General features: G+C 63.5%; 13 protein-coding genes and 1 pseudogene. 5 read left to right on the top strand and 9 right to left on the bottom strand.

What is annotated here, in order from left to right; all coding sequences use genetic code 11:
• The first annotated feature begins 193 nt into the window (after positions 1–193).
• Positions 194–1,462: a class I SAM-dependent methyltransferase gene (locus JQK88_RS32820; protein WP_192254956.1), complete on the top strand. Its 1,269-nt coding sequence runs from the start codon at positions 194–196 to the stop codon at positions 1,460–1,462.
• 30 nt (positions 1,463–1,492) lie between these two features.
• Here JQK88_RS32820 and JQK88_RS32815 read toward each other — a convergent pair whose 3' ends face one another.
• Both JQK88_RS32815 and acs read right to left on the bottom strand, forming a co-directional pair.
• A complete protein-coding gene (locus JQK88_RS32815; RefSeq protein WP_192254958.1) occupies positions 1,493–2,236 on the bottom strand; it encodes an MOSC domain-containing protein in 744 nt (247 codons plus the stop codon).
• A gap of 8 nt (positions 2,237–2,244) precedes the next feature.
• On the bottom strand, positions 2,245–4,200 hold the full coding sequence (acs, locus tag JQK88_RS32810; protein ID WP_192254960.1) for an acetate--CoA ligase: 1,956 nt from the start codon (positions 4,198–4,200) through the stop codon (positions 2,245–2,247).
• 303 nt (positions 4,201–4,503) lie between these two features.
• Between acs and JQK88_RS32805 the strand changes: the two genes are divergently transcribed.
• A complete protein-coding gene (locus JQK88_RS32805; protein ID WP_192254962.1) occupies positions 4,504–4,776 on the top strand; it encodes an usg protein in 273 nt (90 codons plus the stop codon).
• Positions 4,777–4,959: 183 nt separating this feature from the next.
• Here the strand turns inward: JQK88_RS32805 and JQK88_RS32800 are convergent, their stop codons facing one another.
• From JQK88_RS32800 to JQK88_RS32790, 3 genes are all read right to left on the bottom strand, one after another.
• Entirely contained in the window at positions 4,960–5,994 is a 1,035-nt protein-coding gene (locus JQK88_RS32800; RefSeq protein ID WP_192254964.1) for an aldo/keto reductase, read from the bottom strand.
• A 44-nt stretch (positions 5,995–6,038) separates the two neighbouring features.
• Positions 6,039–7,304, bottom strand: a complete 1,266-nt coding sequence (locus JQK88_RS32795; RefSeq protein ID WP_312037379.1) for an SGNH/GDSL hydrolase family protein — start codon at positions 7,302–7,304, stop codon at positions 6,039–6,041.
• Between the two features lie 66 nt (positions 7,305–7,370).
• Positions 7,371–8,564 (bottom strand): MFS transporter, encoded by a 1,194-nt coding sequence (locus JQK88_RS32790; protein WP_203280715.1) that lies wholly within the window; start codon positions 8,562–8,564, stop codon positions 7,371–7,373.
• Between the two features lie 125 nt (positions 8,565–8,689).
• Between JQK88_RS32790 and JQK88_RS32785 the strand changes: the two genes are divergently transcribed.
• Positions 8,690–9,598: a LysR family transcriptional regulator gene (locus JQK88_RS32785; protein ID WP_203280714.1), complete on the top strand. Its 909-nt coding sequence runs from the start codon at positions 8,690–8,692 to the stop codon at positions 9,596–9,598.
• 49 nt (positions 9,599–9,647) lie between these two features.
• On the opposite strand, the pseudogene JQK88_RS32780 reads toward JQK88_RS32785, so the two are convergent.
• From JQK88_RS32780 to JQK88_RS32765, 4 genes and pseudogenes are all read right to left on the bottom strand, one after another.
• Positions 9,648–10,692: pseudogene (locus JQK88_RS32780) on the bottom strand (aldo/keto reductase).
• Between the two features lie 134 nt (positions 10,693–10,826).
• Positions 10,827–11,228, bottom strand: coding sequence for a type II toxin-antitoxin system VapC family toxin (locus tag JQK88_RS32775; RefSeq protein WP_203280713.1), 402 nt, complete (start codon positions 11,226–11,228; stop codon positions 10,827–10,829).
• Positions 11,228–11,482 carry a type II toxin-antitoxin system Phd/YefM family antitoxin gene (locus tag JQK88_RS32770; RefSeq protein WP_112559772.1) on the bottom strand — a complete coding sequence of 85 codons (255 nt, stop codon included), beginning with the start codon at positions 11,480–11,482 and terminating at the stop codon, positions 11,228–11,230. Before JQK88_RS32770 ends, JQK88_RS32775 begins: the two co-directional genes overlap by 1 nt.
• A gap of 70 nt (positions 11,483–11,552) precedes the next feature.
• Complete coding sequence (locus JQK88_RS32765; protein ID WP_203280712.1) at positions 11,553–12,215, bottom strand: YggS family pyridoxal phosphate-dependent enzyme; 663 nt, start codon at positions 12,213–12,215, stop codon at positions 11,553–11,555.
• 147 nt (positions 12,216–12,362) lie between these two features.
• On the opposite strand from JQK88_RS32765, the gene leuS reads away from it, so the two are divergent.
• On the top strand, positions 12,363–15,005 hold the full coding sequence (gene leuS / locus JQK88_RS32760; RefSeq protein WP_203280711.1) for a leucine--tRNA ligase: 2,643 nt from the start codon (positions 12,363–12,365) through the stop codon (positions 15,003–15,005).
• The gene (gene lptE / locus JQK88_RS32755; protein ID WP_192254978.1) at positions 14,992–15,567 is read left to right on the top strand and encodes an LPS assembly lipoprotein LptE; all 576 of its coding nucleotides are present in this window, start codon (positions 14,992–14,994) and stop codon (positions 15,565–15,567) included. Before leuS ends, lptE begins: the two co-directional genes overlap by 14 nt.
• Positions 15,568–15,740 lie beyond the last annotated feature (173 nt).

The following is a 15,740-nucleotide window of genomic DNA, read 5'->3' as shown; positions in this document are numbered from 1 at the left end:
GGAAAACGAAATCACTCGACATCGGATCACCTCCTTTCGATTTGTTGAACACGCCATCATGATGGGGTGCGTTGCAGCAAAAGACAAGATGCCGGTTTGAAATAGCCGGCGGGCTGGCTTTTCCGGGCCGGGTTGCGATCGGCCGTCCAGCCGGGCAAACTCCCGCTGGGAGACCAGCATTCGGAGGAATGGCATGGAGGCAGCCGAGAAGGCCGCGCGCATCGTTCGCACGGTGATCGAGACGCTGAAGCCGGGTTTTGCCGTCAGGCTGTGGACCGGCGAGCGGATCGGCCCTGCCACCGGTCCGGTGCTGACCATCAACGACCAGGACATCGTCTGGCAGGTGGTGAGGCGTCCATCGTTGTCGACACTGATCGAGATGTGGATTTCCAAGACGATAGACATCGAAGACGGGACGATTTTCGATTTCTACGCCCTGCCATCGCAAGGCAAGCTCAGAACCAAGATCAAGTCGCTGCCGAAGCTGGCGATCCTGCGCGACCTGCCGGCGGTGCTCTTGTCACGCAAACAGATGAGTGCGCGGACTGATCTGTCGGGGCGCAATCCCTATGTCAGCGGCTCGAGCCAGGAGGCGATCCAGCATCACTACGACATTTCGAATGCCTTCTACCGGCTCTTCCTCGACGAGCGCATGGTCTACAGCTGCGGCTACTTCACGGATTTCGCCAACGGCATCGATCAGGCGCAGGCCGACAAGCTCGACCATATCTGCCGCAAACTCCGGCTGAAGCCGGGCGAAAAGCTGCTCGACATTGGCTGCGGCTGGGGCGCCATGCTGATCCATGCGGCAAAGCATTACGGCGTCGTCGGCCACGGCGTGTCGCTGTCGCAGGCGCAGACCGATCTTGCTCGCGAGCGCATCCGCGCCGAGGGGCTGGAAGACCGCATTACCATCGAGATCAAATCCTATGCGGAGCTCGAAGGCAGCTTCGACAAGATATCCTCGATCGGCATGTTCGAGCATCTCGGGCTCGCCAACCACGCCACCTATTTCAAGACCATCCATCGCCTGCTCAAGCCGGGCGGCATCTATCTGCACCACGCCATCACAAGGCGCAGCAAGGGCGATTTGAAGAAGACCTTGCGCAAGGGGCCGGAGTTCAAGGCGCTGCTCAAATACATTTTCCCCGGCGGCGAACTCGACACGATCGGCATGACGCTAGGCAATCTCGAGGCGCATGGCTTTCTGGTCTATGACGTCGAGAATTTGCGCGAACACTATGCGCGCACCTGCCGGCTGTGGGCCGAGCGGCTGCAGGCGCGCTTCGACGAAGCGGTCGCCGAAGTCGGAGAGGCCAAGGCGCGGCTGTGGCTGCTCTATCTCACCGGCTGTTCGATTACCTTCGAGCGCGCCTCGGCACAGATTTTCCAGACCGTCGTCACCAAACGCGCGCGCGGCCCGAGCGGCCTGCCGCCGACACGGGCGGATTTGTATCGTTAGTGATCTGTCTGATCCGGGGCTGGCCCGGCGCTAATCCCGAACGAACCGCATCGGCGCGCCGAGCTCGACGCTGGCTGGCCGGTCGACCGTGCAGTAGACGCCGAGATTATGCGCGTTGTGGCGGACCAGATTGCGCAGGATGCCGGGGTCGTGGTCGAAGCCGTCCTGGGAGATGATGGTGAAGCCGCAGCGGCGGCATGGTGCCGAGATGGTCACCAGCAGGTCGCCGATGGCGAGCTTGCGGCCGATCCATTCGGTCTCGGGAAACGAACCTTCAACCGCCGCCATGTCGACGACGATGTTGGGGCGGAAGCGGCGCGTGTCGGGGGTGCCTTCCGGATGCAGCGCCTTCAGCCGCGCCAGCGATGCGGTGGTCAAGAGATGGATCGGCGCCTTGCGGTAGCGCTCGGCGGTCAGCGGGCCGGTGTAGCCGGGCGCGTTATCCTGGCTGAACGGCCGGATCGAGGCGGCGAAGCCGAGATAGGCCGAGATGGCGCGGTCGCATTCAGCACCTGGTGCTGCCAGCCAGTCGCCGTCGGGAACGGCGACCTCAAGCTTCCGGTCATTGGTGAGCCGGGTGCGGATGCGCGGCACCTTGTGCCATTTCGCGTCGCGATCGGGCCGCGCGATCTCGTTGTCCGAGACATCGACAAGGCCGAACAGCCGGTCACCGCCGATGGTCTCAAGGCCGACCGAAATGGCGTCCCGGCGCTCGCCGGCAAGCGAGCTTGCCGGGTAACGCCAGAGCTCCGTAACCGCCCCCAGTGCAGTCATCAAACGCGTCAGCTCTTCTTGTTCTGGCGGTTGGCGATCAGGTCGTCGACCACGGCCGGGTCAGCCAGTGTCGAGGTGTCGCCAAGTGCGGAAAAATCGTCCTCGGCGATCTTGCGCAGGATGCGGCGCATGATCTTGCCGGAACGGGTTTTCGGCAGGCCGGGAGCGAACTGAAGCTTGTCGGGCGACGCGATGGCGCCGATCTCCTTGCGGACATGGGCGACGAGCTCCTTGCGCAGCTCCTCGGTCGGTTCCACGCCTTTCATCAAGGTGACGTAGCTGTAGATTCCCTGGCCCTTGATGTCGTGGGGATAGCCGACGACGGCGGCCTCCGAAACCTTGTCATGGCTGACCAGTGCCGATTCGACTTCCGCCGTGCCCATGCGGTGGCCGGAGACGTTCATGACGTCGTCGACGCGGCCGGTGATCCAGTAATAGCCATCGGCGTCGCGCCGGCAGCCGTCGCCGGTAAAGTATTTGCCCTTGTAGGTGGAGAAATAGGTCTGCACGAAGCGGTCGTGGTCGCCATAGACGGTGCGCATCTGGCCGGGCCAGGAATCGGTGATGCAGAGATTGCCGTCGGCGGCACCCTCCAGCACCTTGCCCTCGCCGTCGACCAGCTGCGGCTTGACGCCGAAGAAGGGCCGCGTCGCCGAGCCGGCCTTGAGGTCGGTGGCGCCGGGCAACGGTGTGATCAGAATGCCGCCGGTTTCGGTCTGCCACCAGGTGTCGACGATCGGCACCTTGCCGTTGCCGACGACGTTGAAATACCACTGCCAGGCTTCCGGGTTGATCGGCTCGCCGACCGAGCCCAGCACGCGCAGCGATTTGCGCGATGTCTTCTTCACCGGTTCGTCGCCGGCGCCCATCAGCGCACGCAGCGCCGTCGGCGCGGTGTAGAAGATGTTGACCTTGTGCTTGTCGATGACTTCCCAGAAGCGCGACTGCGAGGGGTAGTTCGGCACACCCTCGAACATCAGCGTGGTGGCGCCGTTGGCGAGCGGGCCATAGACGATGTAGCTGTGGCCGGTGACCCAGCCGACATCGGCGGTGCACCAGTAGATGTCGCCGTCATGGTAGTCGAAGACATATTGGTGCGTCATCGATGCATAGACGAGATAGCCGGCGGTGGTGTGCAGCACGCCCTTCGGCTTGCCGGTCGAGCCCGATGTGTAGAGGATGAACATCGGATCCTCGGCCTTCATCTTTTCCGGCTTGCAGTCGCCCTTCACGGTGGCGATCTCGTCATGGTACCAGACGTCGCGGCCCTGGACCCAGCCGGTCTTGCCGCCGGTGCGGCGCACGACCACCACCTTTTCGACCTTGGTGCCGGCCTTGGCCGCGATCTCGATCGCCTTGTCGGTGTTGTCCTTCAGCGGAATCGGTTTGCCGCCTCGCAGCCCTTCATCGGCGGTGATGACGAAGGTCGACTTGCAGTCGTCGATGCGGCCGGCCAGCGCGTCCGGCGAGAAGCCGCCGAAGACGATCGAATGGATGGCGCCGATCCGCGTACAGGCCAGCATCGCATAAGCGGCCTCCGGGATCATCGGCATGTAGATGGTGACGCGGTCGCCCTTCTTGACGCCGTGCTTCTTCATCACATTGGCCAGCCGGCAGACGTGCTCGTAAAGCTCGTTATAGGTGACCTTCTTGTCGTCGTAGGGATTGTCGCCTTCCCAGATGATGGCGGTCTGGTTGCCGCGCTTCTTCAGATGGCGATCGATGCAGTTGTAGGAGACGTTGGTCTCGCCGTCCTCGAACCATTTGATCGAGACCTTGCCGTCGAAGGAGGTGTTCTTGACCTTGCTGAACGGCTTGAACCAGTCGATGCGCTTGCCGTGCTTGCCCCAGAACTTGTCCGGATTCTTCACGCTGTCGGCATACCATGTCAGGTAGGTGTCGTTGTCGATCAGCGCGTTCTTCTTCCACGCCGGCTGGACGCGGTGGACATGAACCTCGGACATTTCTGGCATTCCTCCCGAACCGTTCCGCCGGCTTGGCGCCAACGGTTTCACGGCGACGCAGCCGCGAATTCGGCGGCATTATTAACAGTTCCGCGCTGACGGCAACATTAGACGTTGGATTCGCGTGGCGGGATGCCGCAGTTCGTGGATTCAGCGGCTGTCAGCACTCTGCCAAGGTCGCTGCTAACTGCATGTTTTAGCGTAGAAAATGCCCGCGACGATCAAAAAAAATCAATAGACAGTTAAGCAAGTGAGCGCAGAATCCAACATTGGGAGGAAAGGAGATCGACGCAGGGGGCTGCAATGCGTGACCATGCCGAAATGGACTTGATGCTCAAAGGCTATGGGCTGACCACGGCCAAGATTCTCTATCACTTCCCCGATCACCCGCACCTGCTGCAGAGCTTCATCTGGCAGGACTACGACCTCGCACCGAAATTTCCGGTGCTGATCCGCTTCATCGAATTCTGGAAGGCCGAGCTCGACGGCCCGCTGCATTCGGTGACCTACACGCACCAGAAGCTGATCGCACCGAATGAATGGCGCAAGGTCGATGGGGAGTTCGTGCTGCATTGAGCGGCGCGCTTGATCTCCCCCCTTGAGGGGGAGATGGCCGCAAAGCGGCCAGAGGGGGTCGTCTCGCATAGAGCGCCGACGCCTTAGAATACGAAGATAAGGTCGGTACTCCACGCGCGGCGACCCCCTCTGTCGCCTTCGGCGACATCTCCCCCTCGAGGGGGAGATTTGGCATGTCAGCAATCACACCGCCGGCGGGCTGAGCCGAGCGAACCCTTCCTGGCGGCGATAGGGGAAGTACGGGTAGGGCGCGGTAACCTCGCTTGCCGCGTCGAGCTTCCCGATCTGCTCCGGCGTCAGCGACCAGCCGACGGCGCCGAGGTTCTGGCGCAGCTGCTCCTCGTTGCGGGCGCCGATGATGACGGACGACACGGTCGGGCGCCGCAACAGCCAGTTGATGGCGATTTGCGGCACGGTCTTGCCGGTTTCTTCGGCCACCGCGTCGAGCGCATCTATGACCCGATAGAGGTGCTCGTCGGCGACCGGCGGGCCGAAATCGGCGGTATCGTGCAGTCGGCTCTTGTCCGGCAGCGGCTGGCCACGGCGGATCTTGCCGGTCAGCCGACCCCAGCCGAGCGGGCTCCACACCAACGCGCCGACACCCTGGTCGAGGCCGAGCGGCATCAGCTCCCACTCATAGTCGCGGCCGACCAGCGAGTAGTAGACCTGATGCGCGGCGTAGCGGGGATAACCGTGCTTGTCGGCTTTCGCCAGCGACTTCATCACTTGCCAGCCGGAGAAGTTGGAGACGCCGACATAGCGCAGCTTGCCGGCGCGTACGAGATCGTCCAGCGTCGACAGCACTTCCTCGATTGGTGTGCCGGCGTCGAAGGCGTGCAGCTGCAAAAGGTCGATGTAATCGGTGCCGAGGCGCTTCAGTGCCGCGTCGACGGATTTGATCAGGCGCGAGCGCGACGAGCCGTAATCGGCTGGCCCATCGCCCATCGGCAGCGAGGTCTTGGTAGAGATCAACACGGCGTCGCGGCGGCCCTTGATGGCTTCGCCCAGCACCTCTTCGGAAGCGCCATTCGAATAGACATCGGCCGTGTCGAACAGATTGACGCCGGCCTCGAGACAGATGTCGATCAGCCGCCGAGCCTCCTTGGCGTCGCTGTTGCCCCAGGCGCCGAACAGCGGGCCGGAGCCACCGAAAGTGCCAGCGCCGAAGGAGAGTGCGGGCACTTTCAGGCCCGATGCGCCGAGACGTCGATAATCCATTTTATGTCCTTTCAAAGTGTGAACCGAAGCAGCGGATGCGTCGCTCAGTTTTTGACCAGTGTGGCGAGGTCGATGGCGTCGGCCATGGCCTGGTTTCCCTCGTCACCCGTATGCAGATGGTCGCCGGAATCGAATTTGGGCAGCAGACGTGTTGGATGCGCCGGTTCGCGCAGCAGGAGATCGAAATCGACCACGGCATCGAAGGCGCCGCTGGTGCGCAGCGCATCCTTTTCCGCCGTATAGTAGGCATCGAGCGGCGTCCCGCTCAATGCGCCTTCGAAGGGCGTCAGCGTGGCGCCGACAATGCTGAGATTGTGGGCGTGGGCCTGGGCGGCGAGCTGCAGGTATGCGCTTGTCAAGGTTTCGAAAGCGGGCAGGGATTTTTCGCGCACGAAGGGCGTGCCTGGCCAGCTGATGTCGTTGATGCCGATGAGCAGGATCACCGCCTTGACGCCGGGCTGGGCCAGGACATCGCGGTCGAAGCGGGCGGATGCTTTCACGCCCATGGCGTCGTCCAGCAGCCTGGCGCCGGATATGCCGGCGTTGAGCACCGCCACCTGTTTCGGGGCGAGGCGAGCGGCCAGGAAATCGGGCCAGCGGTTGTCGGCATCCAGAGTGGCGCCGGCGCCGTCGGTGATCGAATCGCCGATAGCGACGACAGCGCCGTCATTTGCGGGTGCGTCGACCAGGATTTCGCTGAGCAGGATGCGTGCGTCGGTGGTCTGCGTGGCCGCGAACGCGTCAGAAGCCGTCTGGTTGCCGTTGCCGATATAGGCGGTCTGCTTGCCGTCCCAATGGAAGGTGGCGAGCGGCGTTTCCTGCGGCAGATAGACCGAGACCGAAAGCCGGCTCAAGGCATCGAGCGGCAGGTCCACCGGGTCGCTGATCAGAGACGTGCCCGGCGCGATTGCGGCCTTGGCCTGTCCGCCAAAGGTCAGCACGCGATCGGTGCCGGCGACGATTTTCGATCCCTCGCCGGCGACCGCCACATGGGCCCCGCTGATCTGGACCGGCGTGGCGGCATACTCGTTCGACAGGACGACGCGGAGTTTCTCGCCACCGAGGCTGATCCGGACCGTCTGGCGAATGGTCTGGTTCTCAAGCTGCGGCGGTATCTTCACCGGCAAGGCAAAATCGGCGCCCCATGTCGATTGCGGACTGGCCAACCAGGTGCCGACCCATCCTTGCCTTTCGCCGGCTATCGCCGGATCGAACATCAACGACGCCGCCAGGGCGATAGGAATGAGCCTCAAATGCCTGACCGCATTGGCAAGGATGGAATAGCGAACCGGATCTCTTCTGTTGGTCACAACGGTTTCTCCTGTTGGGTTCGTGTCTTGGCTTTCTGTCGGGGTCGGGATGTTTCGGAGCCGCGGTCACTCCGCGGCGCTTGGGCAGACGGCGGCCGGCACCAATCGCTCGCCGTTTCTGTCGAGGCGCAGCGCCAGGGCGGCGACGCCGAGTGCCGCGACCGGCAGCAAGGCGGCGACCCAGGTCAGCGAGCCGAGGCCGAGGCCATGGGCAATCACCGCGCCGCCGAGCCAGGCGCCGGCGGCATTGCCGAGATTAAAGGCGGCGATGTTGAAGGACGAGGCAAGGCTCTGGCCGGCACCTTGCGCCTTTTCCAGCACCCACATCTGCAGCGGTGCCACGGTGGCGAAGGCTGCGGCACCCAGCAGGCCGACATAGATCACGGCCAGGACCTGGCTGTGGACGGCAAAGGTCATGGTTGCCAGCACCAGCACCAGCACCGCGAGGCTGCCGAGCACCGCCGGTACCAGCCAGCGGTCAGCGACCTTGCCGCCAAGCAGATTGCCGGCGATGAGACCGCCACCGAAGACGAGCAGGATCGGCGACACCGCCGCTTCCTTGAAGCCGCTGATCTCGGTCAGCAATGGGGCGATGTAGGTGAAGACGGCGAAGACGCCGGCATAGCCGAGCACGGTGGTGGCAAGGCCGAGCAGCACCGGCGTGCGGCGCAGCACGGCGAGGTCGGCGCGCAAATTGGTCTTTTCGGGGGCTTCCTGGCTGCGTGGCACCAGAAGGAGGATGACGGCGAAGGCGGCCAAACCGACCAGGGTTACGGCCCAGAAGGTGGCGCGCCAGCCGACGGCCTGGCCGAGCCATGTGCCGAAGGGGACGCCGAGAATGTTGGCGATGGTCAGGCCGGTGAACATCAGCGCGATCGCCGAGGCCTTCTTGTTGGGTGCGACCAGACCGGTGGCGACCACCGAGCCGACGCCGAAGAAGGTGCCGTGGGCAAAGGCGGTGATGATGCGGGCGCCCATCAGCGTCCAGTAGTCTGGCGCCAGCGCACAGGCGAGGTTGCCCAGCGTGAAGATCGCTATCAGGGCCAAGAGCACGGTCTTGCGCGGCCAGTTGCCGGTGGCGATGGTCAACAGCGGCGCGCCGATGACGACGCCAAGTGCATAGCCTGAAATCAGCTGGCCGGCCGCCGAGATCGAGACGCCGAGATCTTTGCTGACATCGATCAGCAGGCCCATGATGACGAATTCGGTGACACCGATGCCGAAGGCACCGGCGGCGAGGGCATAGAGAGCAAGAGGCATGGCGGTTTCCACTTCCAAGACGATGAGCGCCTTGTCCAATCCGCGCCCCGACCCAAGAGATCGTGCACCCACGCCTTGTGAACCAGACTTGCCTTAGGCATATTTCCTGTGAAATAGATTCACAGATGGCCAGGCCCGACGTCAATCGCTCCGGCGAGATCGAAGTGTTCGTGCGCGTTGTCGAGACGGGCAGCTTTTCGGCTGCCGCTCGCGCGCTGCGCATGACGCCGTCGGCGGTCAGCAAACTGATCGCGCGGCTGGAGGCAAGGCTCGGGGCGCGGCTGGTCAGCCGCTCGACGCGCAAGCTGCAGCTGACGCCGGAAGGGACGGCCTTCTACGACAGCGGGCTGCGCATCCTGGCCGACATGGCGGCGGCCGAGCGCGAGGCCGCCGTGGGTGCGGCACCGCGCGGACGGCTGCGCGTCAACAGCTATGTGCCCTTCGGGGTGCACCGGCTGATCCCGCTGCTGCCGCGCTTCCTCGAACGCTACCCCGAGATCTCGGTCGATCTGGTGCTGACCGACAGCGTCATCGACCTGATGCAGGAGCGCGCCGACGTCGCCATCCGCGCCGGTCCGCTCGGCGAATCGCGGCTGGTGGCGCGCAAGCTCGGGCAATGCCGGATGGTGGTCGTTGCAGCACCCTCCTACCTCGGGACGCATGGCACGCCGCTGACACCTGCCGATCTCGACCGGCACAATCGCATGGCTTTCGGCTTTGTCCGGCATGTCGATGGCTGGCAGTTCGTCGACGCAGCCGGCAACACCGTCACGGTGCCGATAATGGGAAACACGGTGGTCAGCGATGGTGAGTCGATGCGGCTGATGGCGGTTGCCGGCGCCGGCATCGCCCGGCTGGCACATTGGCACGTGGCTGATGACATTGCGGCGGGCCGGCTGACGGCGCTGGTGGAGGATTTCAATCCGGGCGACGAGGAGCCTAGCCACGCCGTCTATGTCGGCCAGGGCCGGCATTTGCCGGCACGGGTGCGGGCCTTTCTCGACTTTCTGGTTGAGAGCGTGCGGATGGCCTGACTGATGTTCGGGAGCCAAATGGCTCCCGAAGCATCAGGCCGAGATGCGCCTACTTCTTCGGCACGAATGGCGCCGGGCGGCGGCCGGCGCCCTGACGCTCCAGCATCCAGCCGGGATATTCGGAGGGCAGCGCGCTGACCTCGTCCAGTTTGACGAGATCGTCGACGTCGAGCTTCACATCGGCCGCAGCAAGGTTCTGTTCCAGCTGCTCCATGCGGCTGGCGCCGATGATGACGCTCATGACGAAGGGTTTGGCCAGCACATAGCCGAGCGCCACCGTGGCGACGCTGACGTCGTGCTTCTTGGCGATGTCGCGCATGACGGCGACAGCAGGCGCGATCCTCATTGACCGGCGGGAAGTTGAAGGCGGCGCGGCGGCCTTCGCCGTTGCCGGGCGCGCCGGGGCCGTATTTGCCCGACAGCAGGCCACCGGCCATCGGCGACCACACCATCAGCCCGAGCTTCTCCTCGTTGATGAGCGGCACGATCTCGCGCTCGAGGTCGCGGCCGGCGATCGAATAATAGGACTGGATGGTCTCGAAGCGGGAAAAGCCCTTGCGCTCGGCAATGCCCAGCGCCTTGGCGATGCGCCAGGCCTGCCAGTTGGAGACGCCGACATAGCGAACCTTGCCGCTGGCGACGAGATCGTCCAGCGCCCGCAGCGTCTCGTCGATCGGCGTCACCGTGTCGGTGCCGTGCAACTGGTAGAGGTCGATATGGTCGAGCTGCAGCCGCTCCAGGCTGGCGTCGACCGAATCCATGATGTGGCCGCGCGACGAGCCGCGCTCGTTCGGGCCCTGGCCCATGGCGCCATGCACCTTGGTGGCGATGATGACGTCCGAGCGCTTGACGCCGAGATCCCTGAGCGACTGGCCGAGCAGACGCTCGGACTGGCCGAACGAATAGACGTCGGCCGTGTCGAAGAAATTGACGCCGGCGGCGATGGAGCGGGCAACGATGTCGTTGACGCCCTTCTGGTCGAGACTGGCGATGAGGCCCCATTGGGCATTCTCGCCGGCGGCGCCGAAAGTCATGGTGCCGAGGCAGAGTTCGGAGACGAACACCCCCGTATTCCCGAGTTGGTTGTAGCGCATGGTGGCGGCTCCAGCAGAATTATGATGACGCCAAGCAAATAGGAACGGTACGTTTCGTTTCTAGTCGTGGCGCAATGATGGACTCTCGATTGGTCCAACCATGCCGGCTCGCGTGCGTCAGGTAGCGGAGGCAGTCAGTCGTCCCAAGGGTTGAGCACCGTCACGCCTGTATCATCGAAGTCAGTGACGTTGCGCGTCACAAGAATGAGATCATGGACGAGCGCGGTTGCTGCAATGAGTGTGTCCGCGCTGCCTCGCGTGCGACCGGCGGTGATGCGGCCCCAAGCCAACGCGACATCTTCCGTGACAGCAAGAATACGGTCGGCATTGTCGCGCCGAAGCTCGCGTAGCCATAGATCGAGGCGTGTTGCCTTTTCGGAATCGACCTTGCGCAACTTGATGATCCCACGCTCGATCTCTCCAAGCGTTATGACGCTGAGACTCACCGATGTGGGATCCACCGAAGCCAGCCATTCGGTGGGCTTGGGTAGTCGCCTCTGCACATCCGAAACGATGTTCGTATCGAGCAGATACATCAGAGGTCGACATCTCTGATCATCGTATCCGGGCGGCGGTTGACCTCCTCGGCGAAATCATCATCCCAAACCGGGCCGGTCAAAAGATACTCGGCCAACGACTTCTTCTTTCCGGCCAGACGGTCATAATCTTCGGCGGAAAGCACCACTGCGGCACGCTCGCCGCGCAACGTCACCGTCTGTGGTCCCTCGCTGCGCGCGCGTTGAACCACCTTGGAGAAATTATTCTTTGCGTCCTGAAGGTGCCAGTTCATAGATGCTTCCTAGCTAGCTTGGCTAGATATAGCATTCGGCCGACGACGCGGCAAGGAGTGCTGGGAGAAACTACCGACTGCCGAAGATCGCCGAGCCGACGCGGACGCTGGTGGCACCGAAGGCGATGGCTGTTTCATAATCGCCGGACATGCCCATCGACAGTTTGGCGACGCCTGCTTCGCGCGCCAGCTTTTCCAGCAAAGCGAAATGCGGGCCGGGGTTTTCGTCCGCCGGCGGGATGCACATCAGGCCTTCGATGGCCAGCCCGTGAATGTCGCGGCAATGAGCAACAAAGGCGACGGCGTCACGCGGCTCGATGCCGGCCTTCTGCGGCTCCGAACCGGTGTTGACCTGGACATAGAGTTTTGGCGTCCGGCCTTGCCTGGCGATCTCTTTGGCAAGGTCGGCGGCGATCTTCTCGCGGTCGACGGTCTCGATGACGTCGGCCAAAGCGACCGCTTCCTTCGCCTTGTTCGACTGCAGCGGGCCGATGAGGTGCAGCTCGATGTCGGGGAATTCCTGTTTCAGTGCCGGCCATTTGGCCTGCGCCTCCTGGACGCGGTTTTCGCCGAAGACGCGCTGGCCGGCTTCGATGACCGGGCGGATGGCGTCGGCCTCAAAAGTCTTCGACACGGCAACCAGCGTCACGGAACCGGCGTCGCGGCCGGCTTCGCGCTCTGCAGTGGCGATCCTTGTCTTGACGGCGAAAAACTGTTCGACGGCGCTGGCCATGCCTATATCCTGCCTGTCTTTCTAGCCCTCGCCGGCTCGCCGCAGTTGACGGGTCCGGCAATCCATGGTGAACACCGCGACGACATTTACCTCGGCCACCGGGCCTTGTCCGGCGGCTTGCGCCTGCTTTTAAGTGAAAATCATCCGATGGCAACCGAACGATACAATCCGCGCGCGTCAGAGCCCAAATGGCAGAAAGCCTGGGCCGAAAAGAAGCTGTTCGAAGCGCACAATGACGACCCGAAGCCGAAATACTATGTGCTGGAGATGTTCCCCTATCCGTCGGGGAAGATCCATATCGGCCATACCCGCAACTACACGATGGGCGACGTGGTGGCGCGCTACAAGCGGGCCAAGGGTTTCAACGTGCTGCACCCGATGGGCTGGGATGCCTTCGGCATGCCGGCCGAAAATGCGGCGATGCAGAACAAGGTCCATCCCAAGGAATGGACCTACGCCAACATCGCCGCCATGCGCGAACAGCTCAAGATGATGGGCTTGTCGCTGGACTGGGCGCGCGAATTCGCCACCTGCGACGTCGACTATTACCACCGCCAGCAGATGCTGTTCCTCGATTTCGTCGAGAAGGGGCTGGTGACGCGCAAATCCTCCAAGGTCAACTGGGACCCGGAGGACATGACGGTGCTCGCCAACGAGCAGGTCATTGACGGGCGCGGCTGGCGCTCCGGCGCGCTGGTCGAACAGCGTGAGCTGACGCAGTGGTTCTTCAAGATCACCGATTATGCGCAGGATCTGCTGGATTCGCTGAACGGTCTCGGCGAGTGGCCGGAAAAGGTCAAGCTGATGCAGCAGAACTGGATCGGCCGGTCCGAAGGGCTGCTGATCCGCTGGCCGCTGGCAGCACCAAGTTCCAGCAAGATTGGTGGCGACACGCACGAGCTGGAAGTTTACACGACCAGGCCCGACACCATCTTCGGCGCTTCCTTCATGGCAGTTGCCGCCGATCATCCGCTGGCCAAAAAGGCGGCGGAGAGCAATGTCGAGCTGGCCAAGTTCATCGACGAGGTGCGCCATATGGGCACGTCGGTGGCTGCACTGGAGACGGCCGAGAAGAAGGGCTTCGACACCGGCATCCGCGTCGTCCATCCGTTCGACGACTCGTGGACGCTGCCGGTCTATGTCGCCAATTTCGTGCTGATGGAATACGGCACCGGCGCCATTTTCGGCTGCCCGTCGGGCGACCAGCGCGACCTCGACTTCGCCAACAAATACGGCCTGCCGGTCATCCCGGTGGTGATGCCGGAAGATGCCGACGCAAAGAGCTTCCAGATCACGGAAGAGGCCTATGTCGATGACGGCGTGATGATCAATTCGCGCTTCCTCGACGGCATGAAGCCGGAGCAGGCGTTCGACGAAGTCGCAAAGCTTTTGGAGCAGAAAAGCATCGGTGGCCGGCCGATGGCCGAGCGCAAGGTGAACTTCCGCCTGCGCGACTGGGGCATTTCGCGCCAGCGCTATTGGGGCTGCCCGATCCCGATGATCCATTGCGAGGATTGCGGCGTGGTGCCGGTGCCGAAGGCCGACCTGCCGGTCAAGCTGCCCGACGACATCGAGTTCGACCGTCCCGGCAACCCGCTCGACCGTCACCCGACCTGGCGGCATGTCAAATGCCCGCAATGCGGCAGGGATGCGCGGCGCGAGACCGACACGATGGACACGTTCGTCGATTCGTCCTGGTATTTCGCGCGCTTTACCGCGCCCTGGGCCAACGAGCCAACCGAGCCGAAGGCGGCCGATGACTGGCTGGCGGTCGACCAGTATATTGGCGGCATCGAGCATGCGATCCTGCATCTGCTCTATTCGCGCTTCTTCACCCGCGCCATGCGCGAGACCGGGCATCTCGATCTCGCCGAGCCGTTCAAGGGCCTGTTCACGCAAGGCATGGTGGTGCACGAGACCTACCGCGTCGGCGGCGCCTCGTCCAATGGACGCTGGCTGTCGCCAAGTGAAGTCAGGATCGAGGATGCCGGCGGCAAGCGCCGCGCCATCGAGATCGCCACCGGCGAAGAGGCGGCGATCGGCTCGCTCGAAAAGATGTCGAAGTCGAAGAAGAACACGGTGAGCCCGGAAGACATCACCGACGGTTACGGCGCCGACACCGCGCGCTGGTTCATGCTGTCGGATTCGCCGCCCGAGCGCGACGTCGAATGGACAGACGATGGCGCCGCCGGCGCGCATCGCTTCATTCAGCGCGTCTGGCGCCTGGTGTCGATCGCCGCCGAGACGCTCGACGGCGTCAAGCCGCAGGCGGCGAAGGAGAGCGAGGCCGGCGCCGTTTCCAAGGCCGCGCACAAGATCCTGAAGGCCATCGGCGAGGACATCGAGAAGCTCGGCTTCAACCGCGCCATCGCCCGCATCTACGAGTTGGCCAACGCCTTGACCACGCCGCTCAATGACGTCGCCGAGGGCAAGGCCGATGCAGGGCTCAAAGGCGCCTGCCGCGAGGCCGTGGAGATCCTGGTGCATGTGGTTGCGCCGGTCATGCCGCATCTGGCGGAGGAGTGCTGGCACACGCTGGGCGGCACCGATCTGGTCGCCGAACGGCCGTGGCCGGTCTACGATCCGGCGCTGGTCGTCGACAACGAGATCGTGCTGCCGGTCCAGGTCAACGGCAAGAAGCGTGGGGATTTGACAATTGCCCGCGACGCGGACCAAGGTGCGGTCGAAAAAGCGGTGCTGGCCCTCGACTTCGTGCAAAAAGCGCTGGAAGGTAAGGCGCCCCGCAAGGTGATCATCGTGCCGCAGAGGATCGTCAATGTCGTTGCCTGATCTGGAAAAGACGACGCATTTGCTGCGCCGCGCCGCGCTATACGGCATGGTCGCCTCGATGGCGCTGGTTTCGGCCTGCACGGTCAGGCCGCTCTATTCCAGCGCGCCGTTGACGGCAGGCTCGACCGTCAGCGCTTCAGCCGAACTGGCGTCGATCGCGGTCAAGCCGGTCAAGACCCGCTACGCCCAGCAGGTCCGCAACAATCTGATCTTTGCCTTTGGCCAGGGCGCCGGCGAGCCGCCAGCTCCGGTCTACATGCTCGATCTCGGCGTCACCGAACTGGTCGAATCGGCCGCGGTGGTGCAGGTCCAGACCGACGAGGATGAGCCGACCGCAGGCACGGTGACGCTGACGGCGAACTATGTGCTGACCGATGCCAAGACCGGTGCGGTCATCGCAACCGGCAAGCGCTCGATCCCGTCATCCTTCGACAAGCCAAGGCAGGAGTTCGCTTCCTACCGTGCGCAGCTCGACGCCGAGAACCGCGCCGCGCGCGAACTGGCTGAAATGGTGAGCCTGTCGGTCGCCCAGGACTTGGTCAGGCACGGCAAAAAGGCCTGAGAGACCGTTTCGAAATTCTACTCCGGCGGTCATCTGATGGCGTTTTCTGCGCTTCCGGTGCTCATATGTGGACGGCCCCCTGCTTGCAAGGCTTGGTGAGATAGTTTGATCGGATCGCTTGCGCTCATATGTCCGGCCTTTTGCGCGCGGATATCTGAGCGCGGGCCTAGATG

Origin of the sequence: Mesorhizobium caraganae (genome assembly GCF_016836705.1) — a bacterium.
Classification (GTDB): domain Bacteria; phylum Pseudomonadota; class Alphaproteobacteria; order Rhizobiales; family Rhizobiaceae; genus Mesorhizobium; species Mesorhizobium caraganae.
The sequence above is the reverse complement of the archived record's forward strand: the minus strand, read 5'-3'. Positions and strand labels throughout refer to the sequence as shown.

Excerpts from the sequence above, each read along its gene's own strand:
- JQK88_RS32770 (WP_112559772.1), bottom strand. The coding sequence starts at position 11,482 with ATGAACTGGCACCTTCAGGACGCAAAGAATAATTTCTCCAAGGTGGTT.
- JQK88_RS32775 (WP_203280713.1), bottom strand. The coding sequence starts at position 11,228 with ATGTATCTGCTCGATACGAACATCGTTTCGGATGTGCAGAGGCGACTA.
- JQK88_RS32800 (WP_192254964.1), bottom strand. The coding sequence starts at position 5,994 with ATGGATTATCGACGTCTCGGCGCATCGGGCCTGAAAGTGCCCGCACTC.
- JQK88_RS32785 (WP_203280714.1), top strand. The coding sequence starts at position 8,690 with ATGGCCAGGCCCGACGTCAATCGCTCCGGCGAGATCGAAGTGTTCGTG.
- leuS (WP_203280711.1), top strand. The coding sequence starts at position 12,363 with ATGGCAACCGAACGATACAATCCGCGCGCGTCAGAGCCCAAATGGCAG.
- JQK88_RS32765 (WP_203280712.1), bottom strand. The coding sequence starts at position 12,215 with ATGGCCAGCGCCGTCGAACAGTTTTTCGCCGTCAAGACAAGGATCGCC.
- lptE (WP_192254978.1), top strand. The coding sequence starts at position 14,992 with ATGTCGTTGCCTGATCTGGAAAAGACGACGCATTTGCTGCGCCGCGCC.
- JQK88_RS32820 (WP_192254956.1), top strand. The coding sequence starts at position 194 with ATGGAGGCAGCCGAGAAGGCCGCGCGCATCGTTCGCACGGTGATCGAG.
- JQK88_RS32805 (WP_192254962.1), top strand. The coding sequence starts at position 4,504 with ATGCGTGACCATGCCGAAATGGACTTGATGCTCAAAGGCTATGGGCTG.
- JQK88_RS32815 (WP_192254958.1), bottom strand. The coding sequence starts at position 2,236 with ATGACTGCACTGGGGGCGGTTACGGAGCTCTGGCGTTACCCGGCAAGC.
- acs (WP_192254960.1), bottom strand. The coding sequence starts at position 4,200 with ATGTCCGAGGTTCATGTCCACCGCGTCCAGCCGGCGTGGAAGAAGAAC.
- JQK88_RS32790 (WP_203280715.1), bottom strand. The coding sequence starts at position 8,564 with ATGCCTCTTGCTCTCTATGCCCTCGCCGCCGGTGCCTTCGGCATCGGT.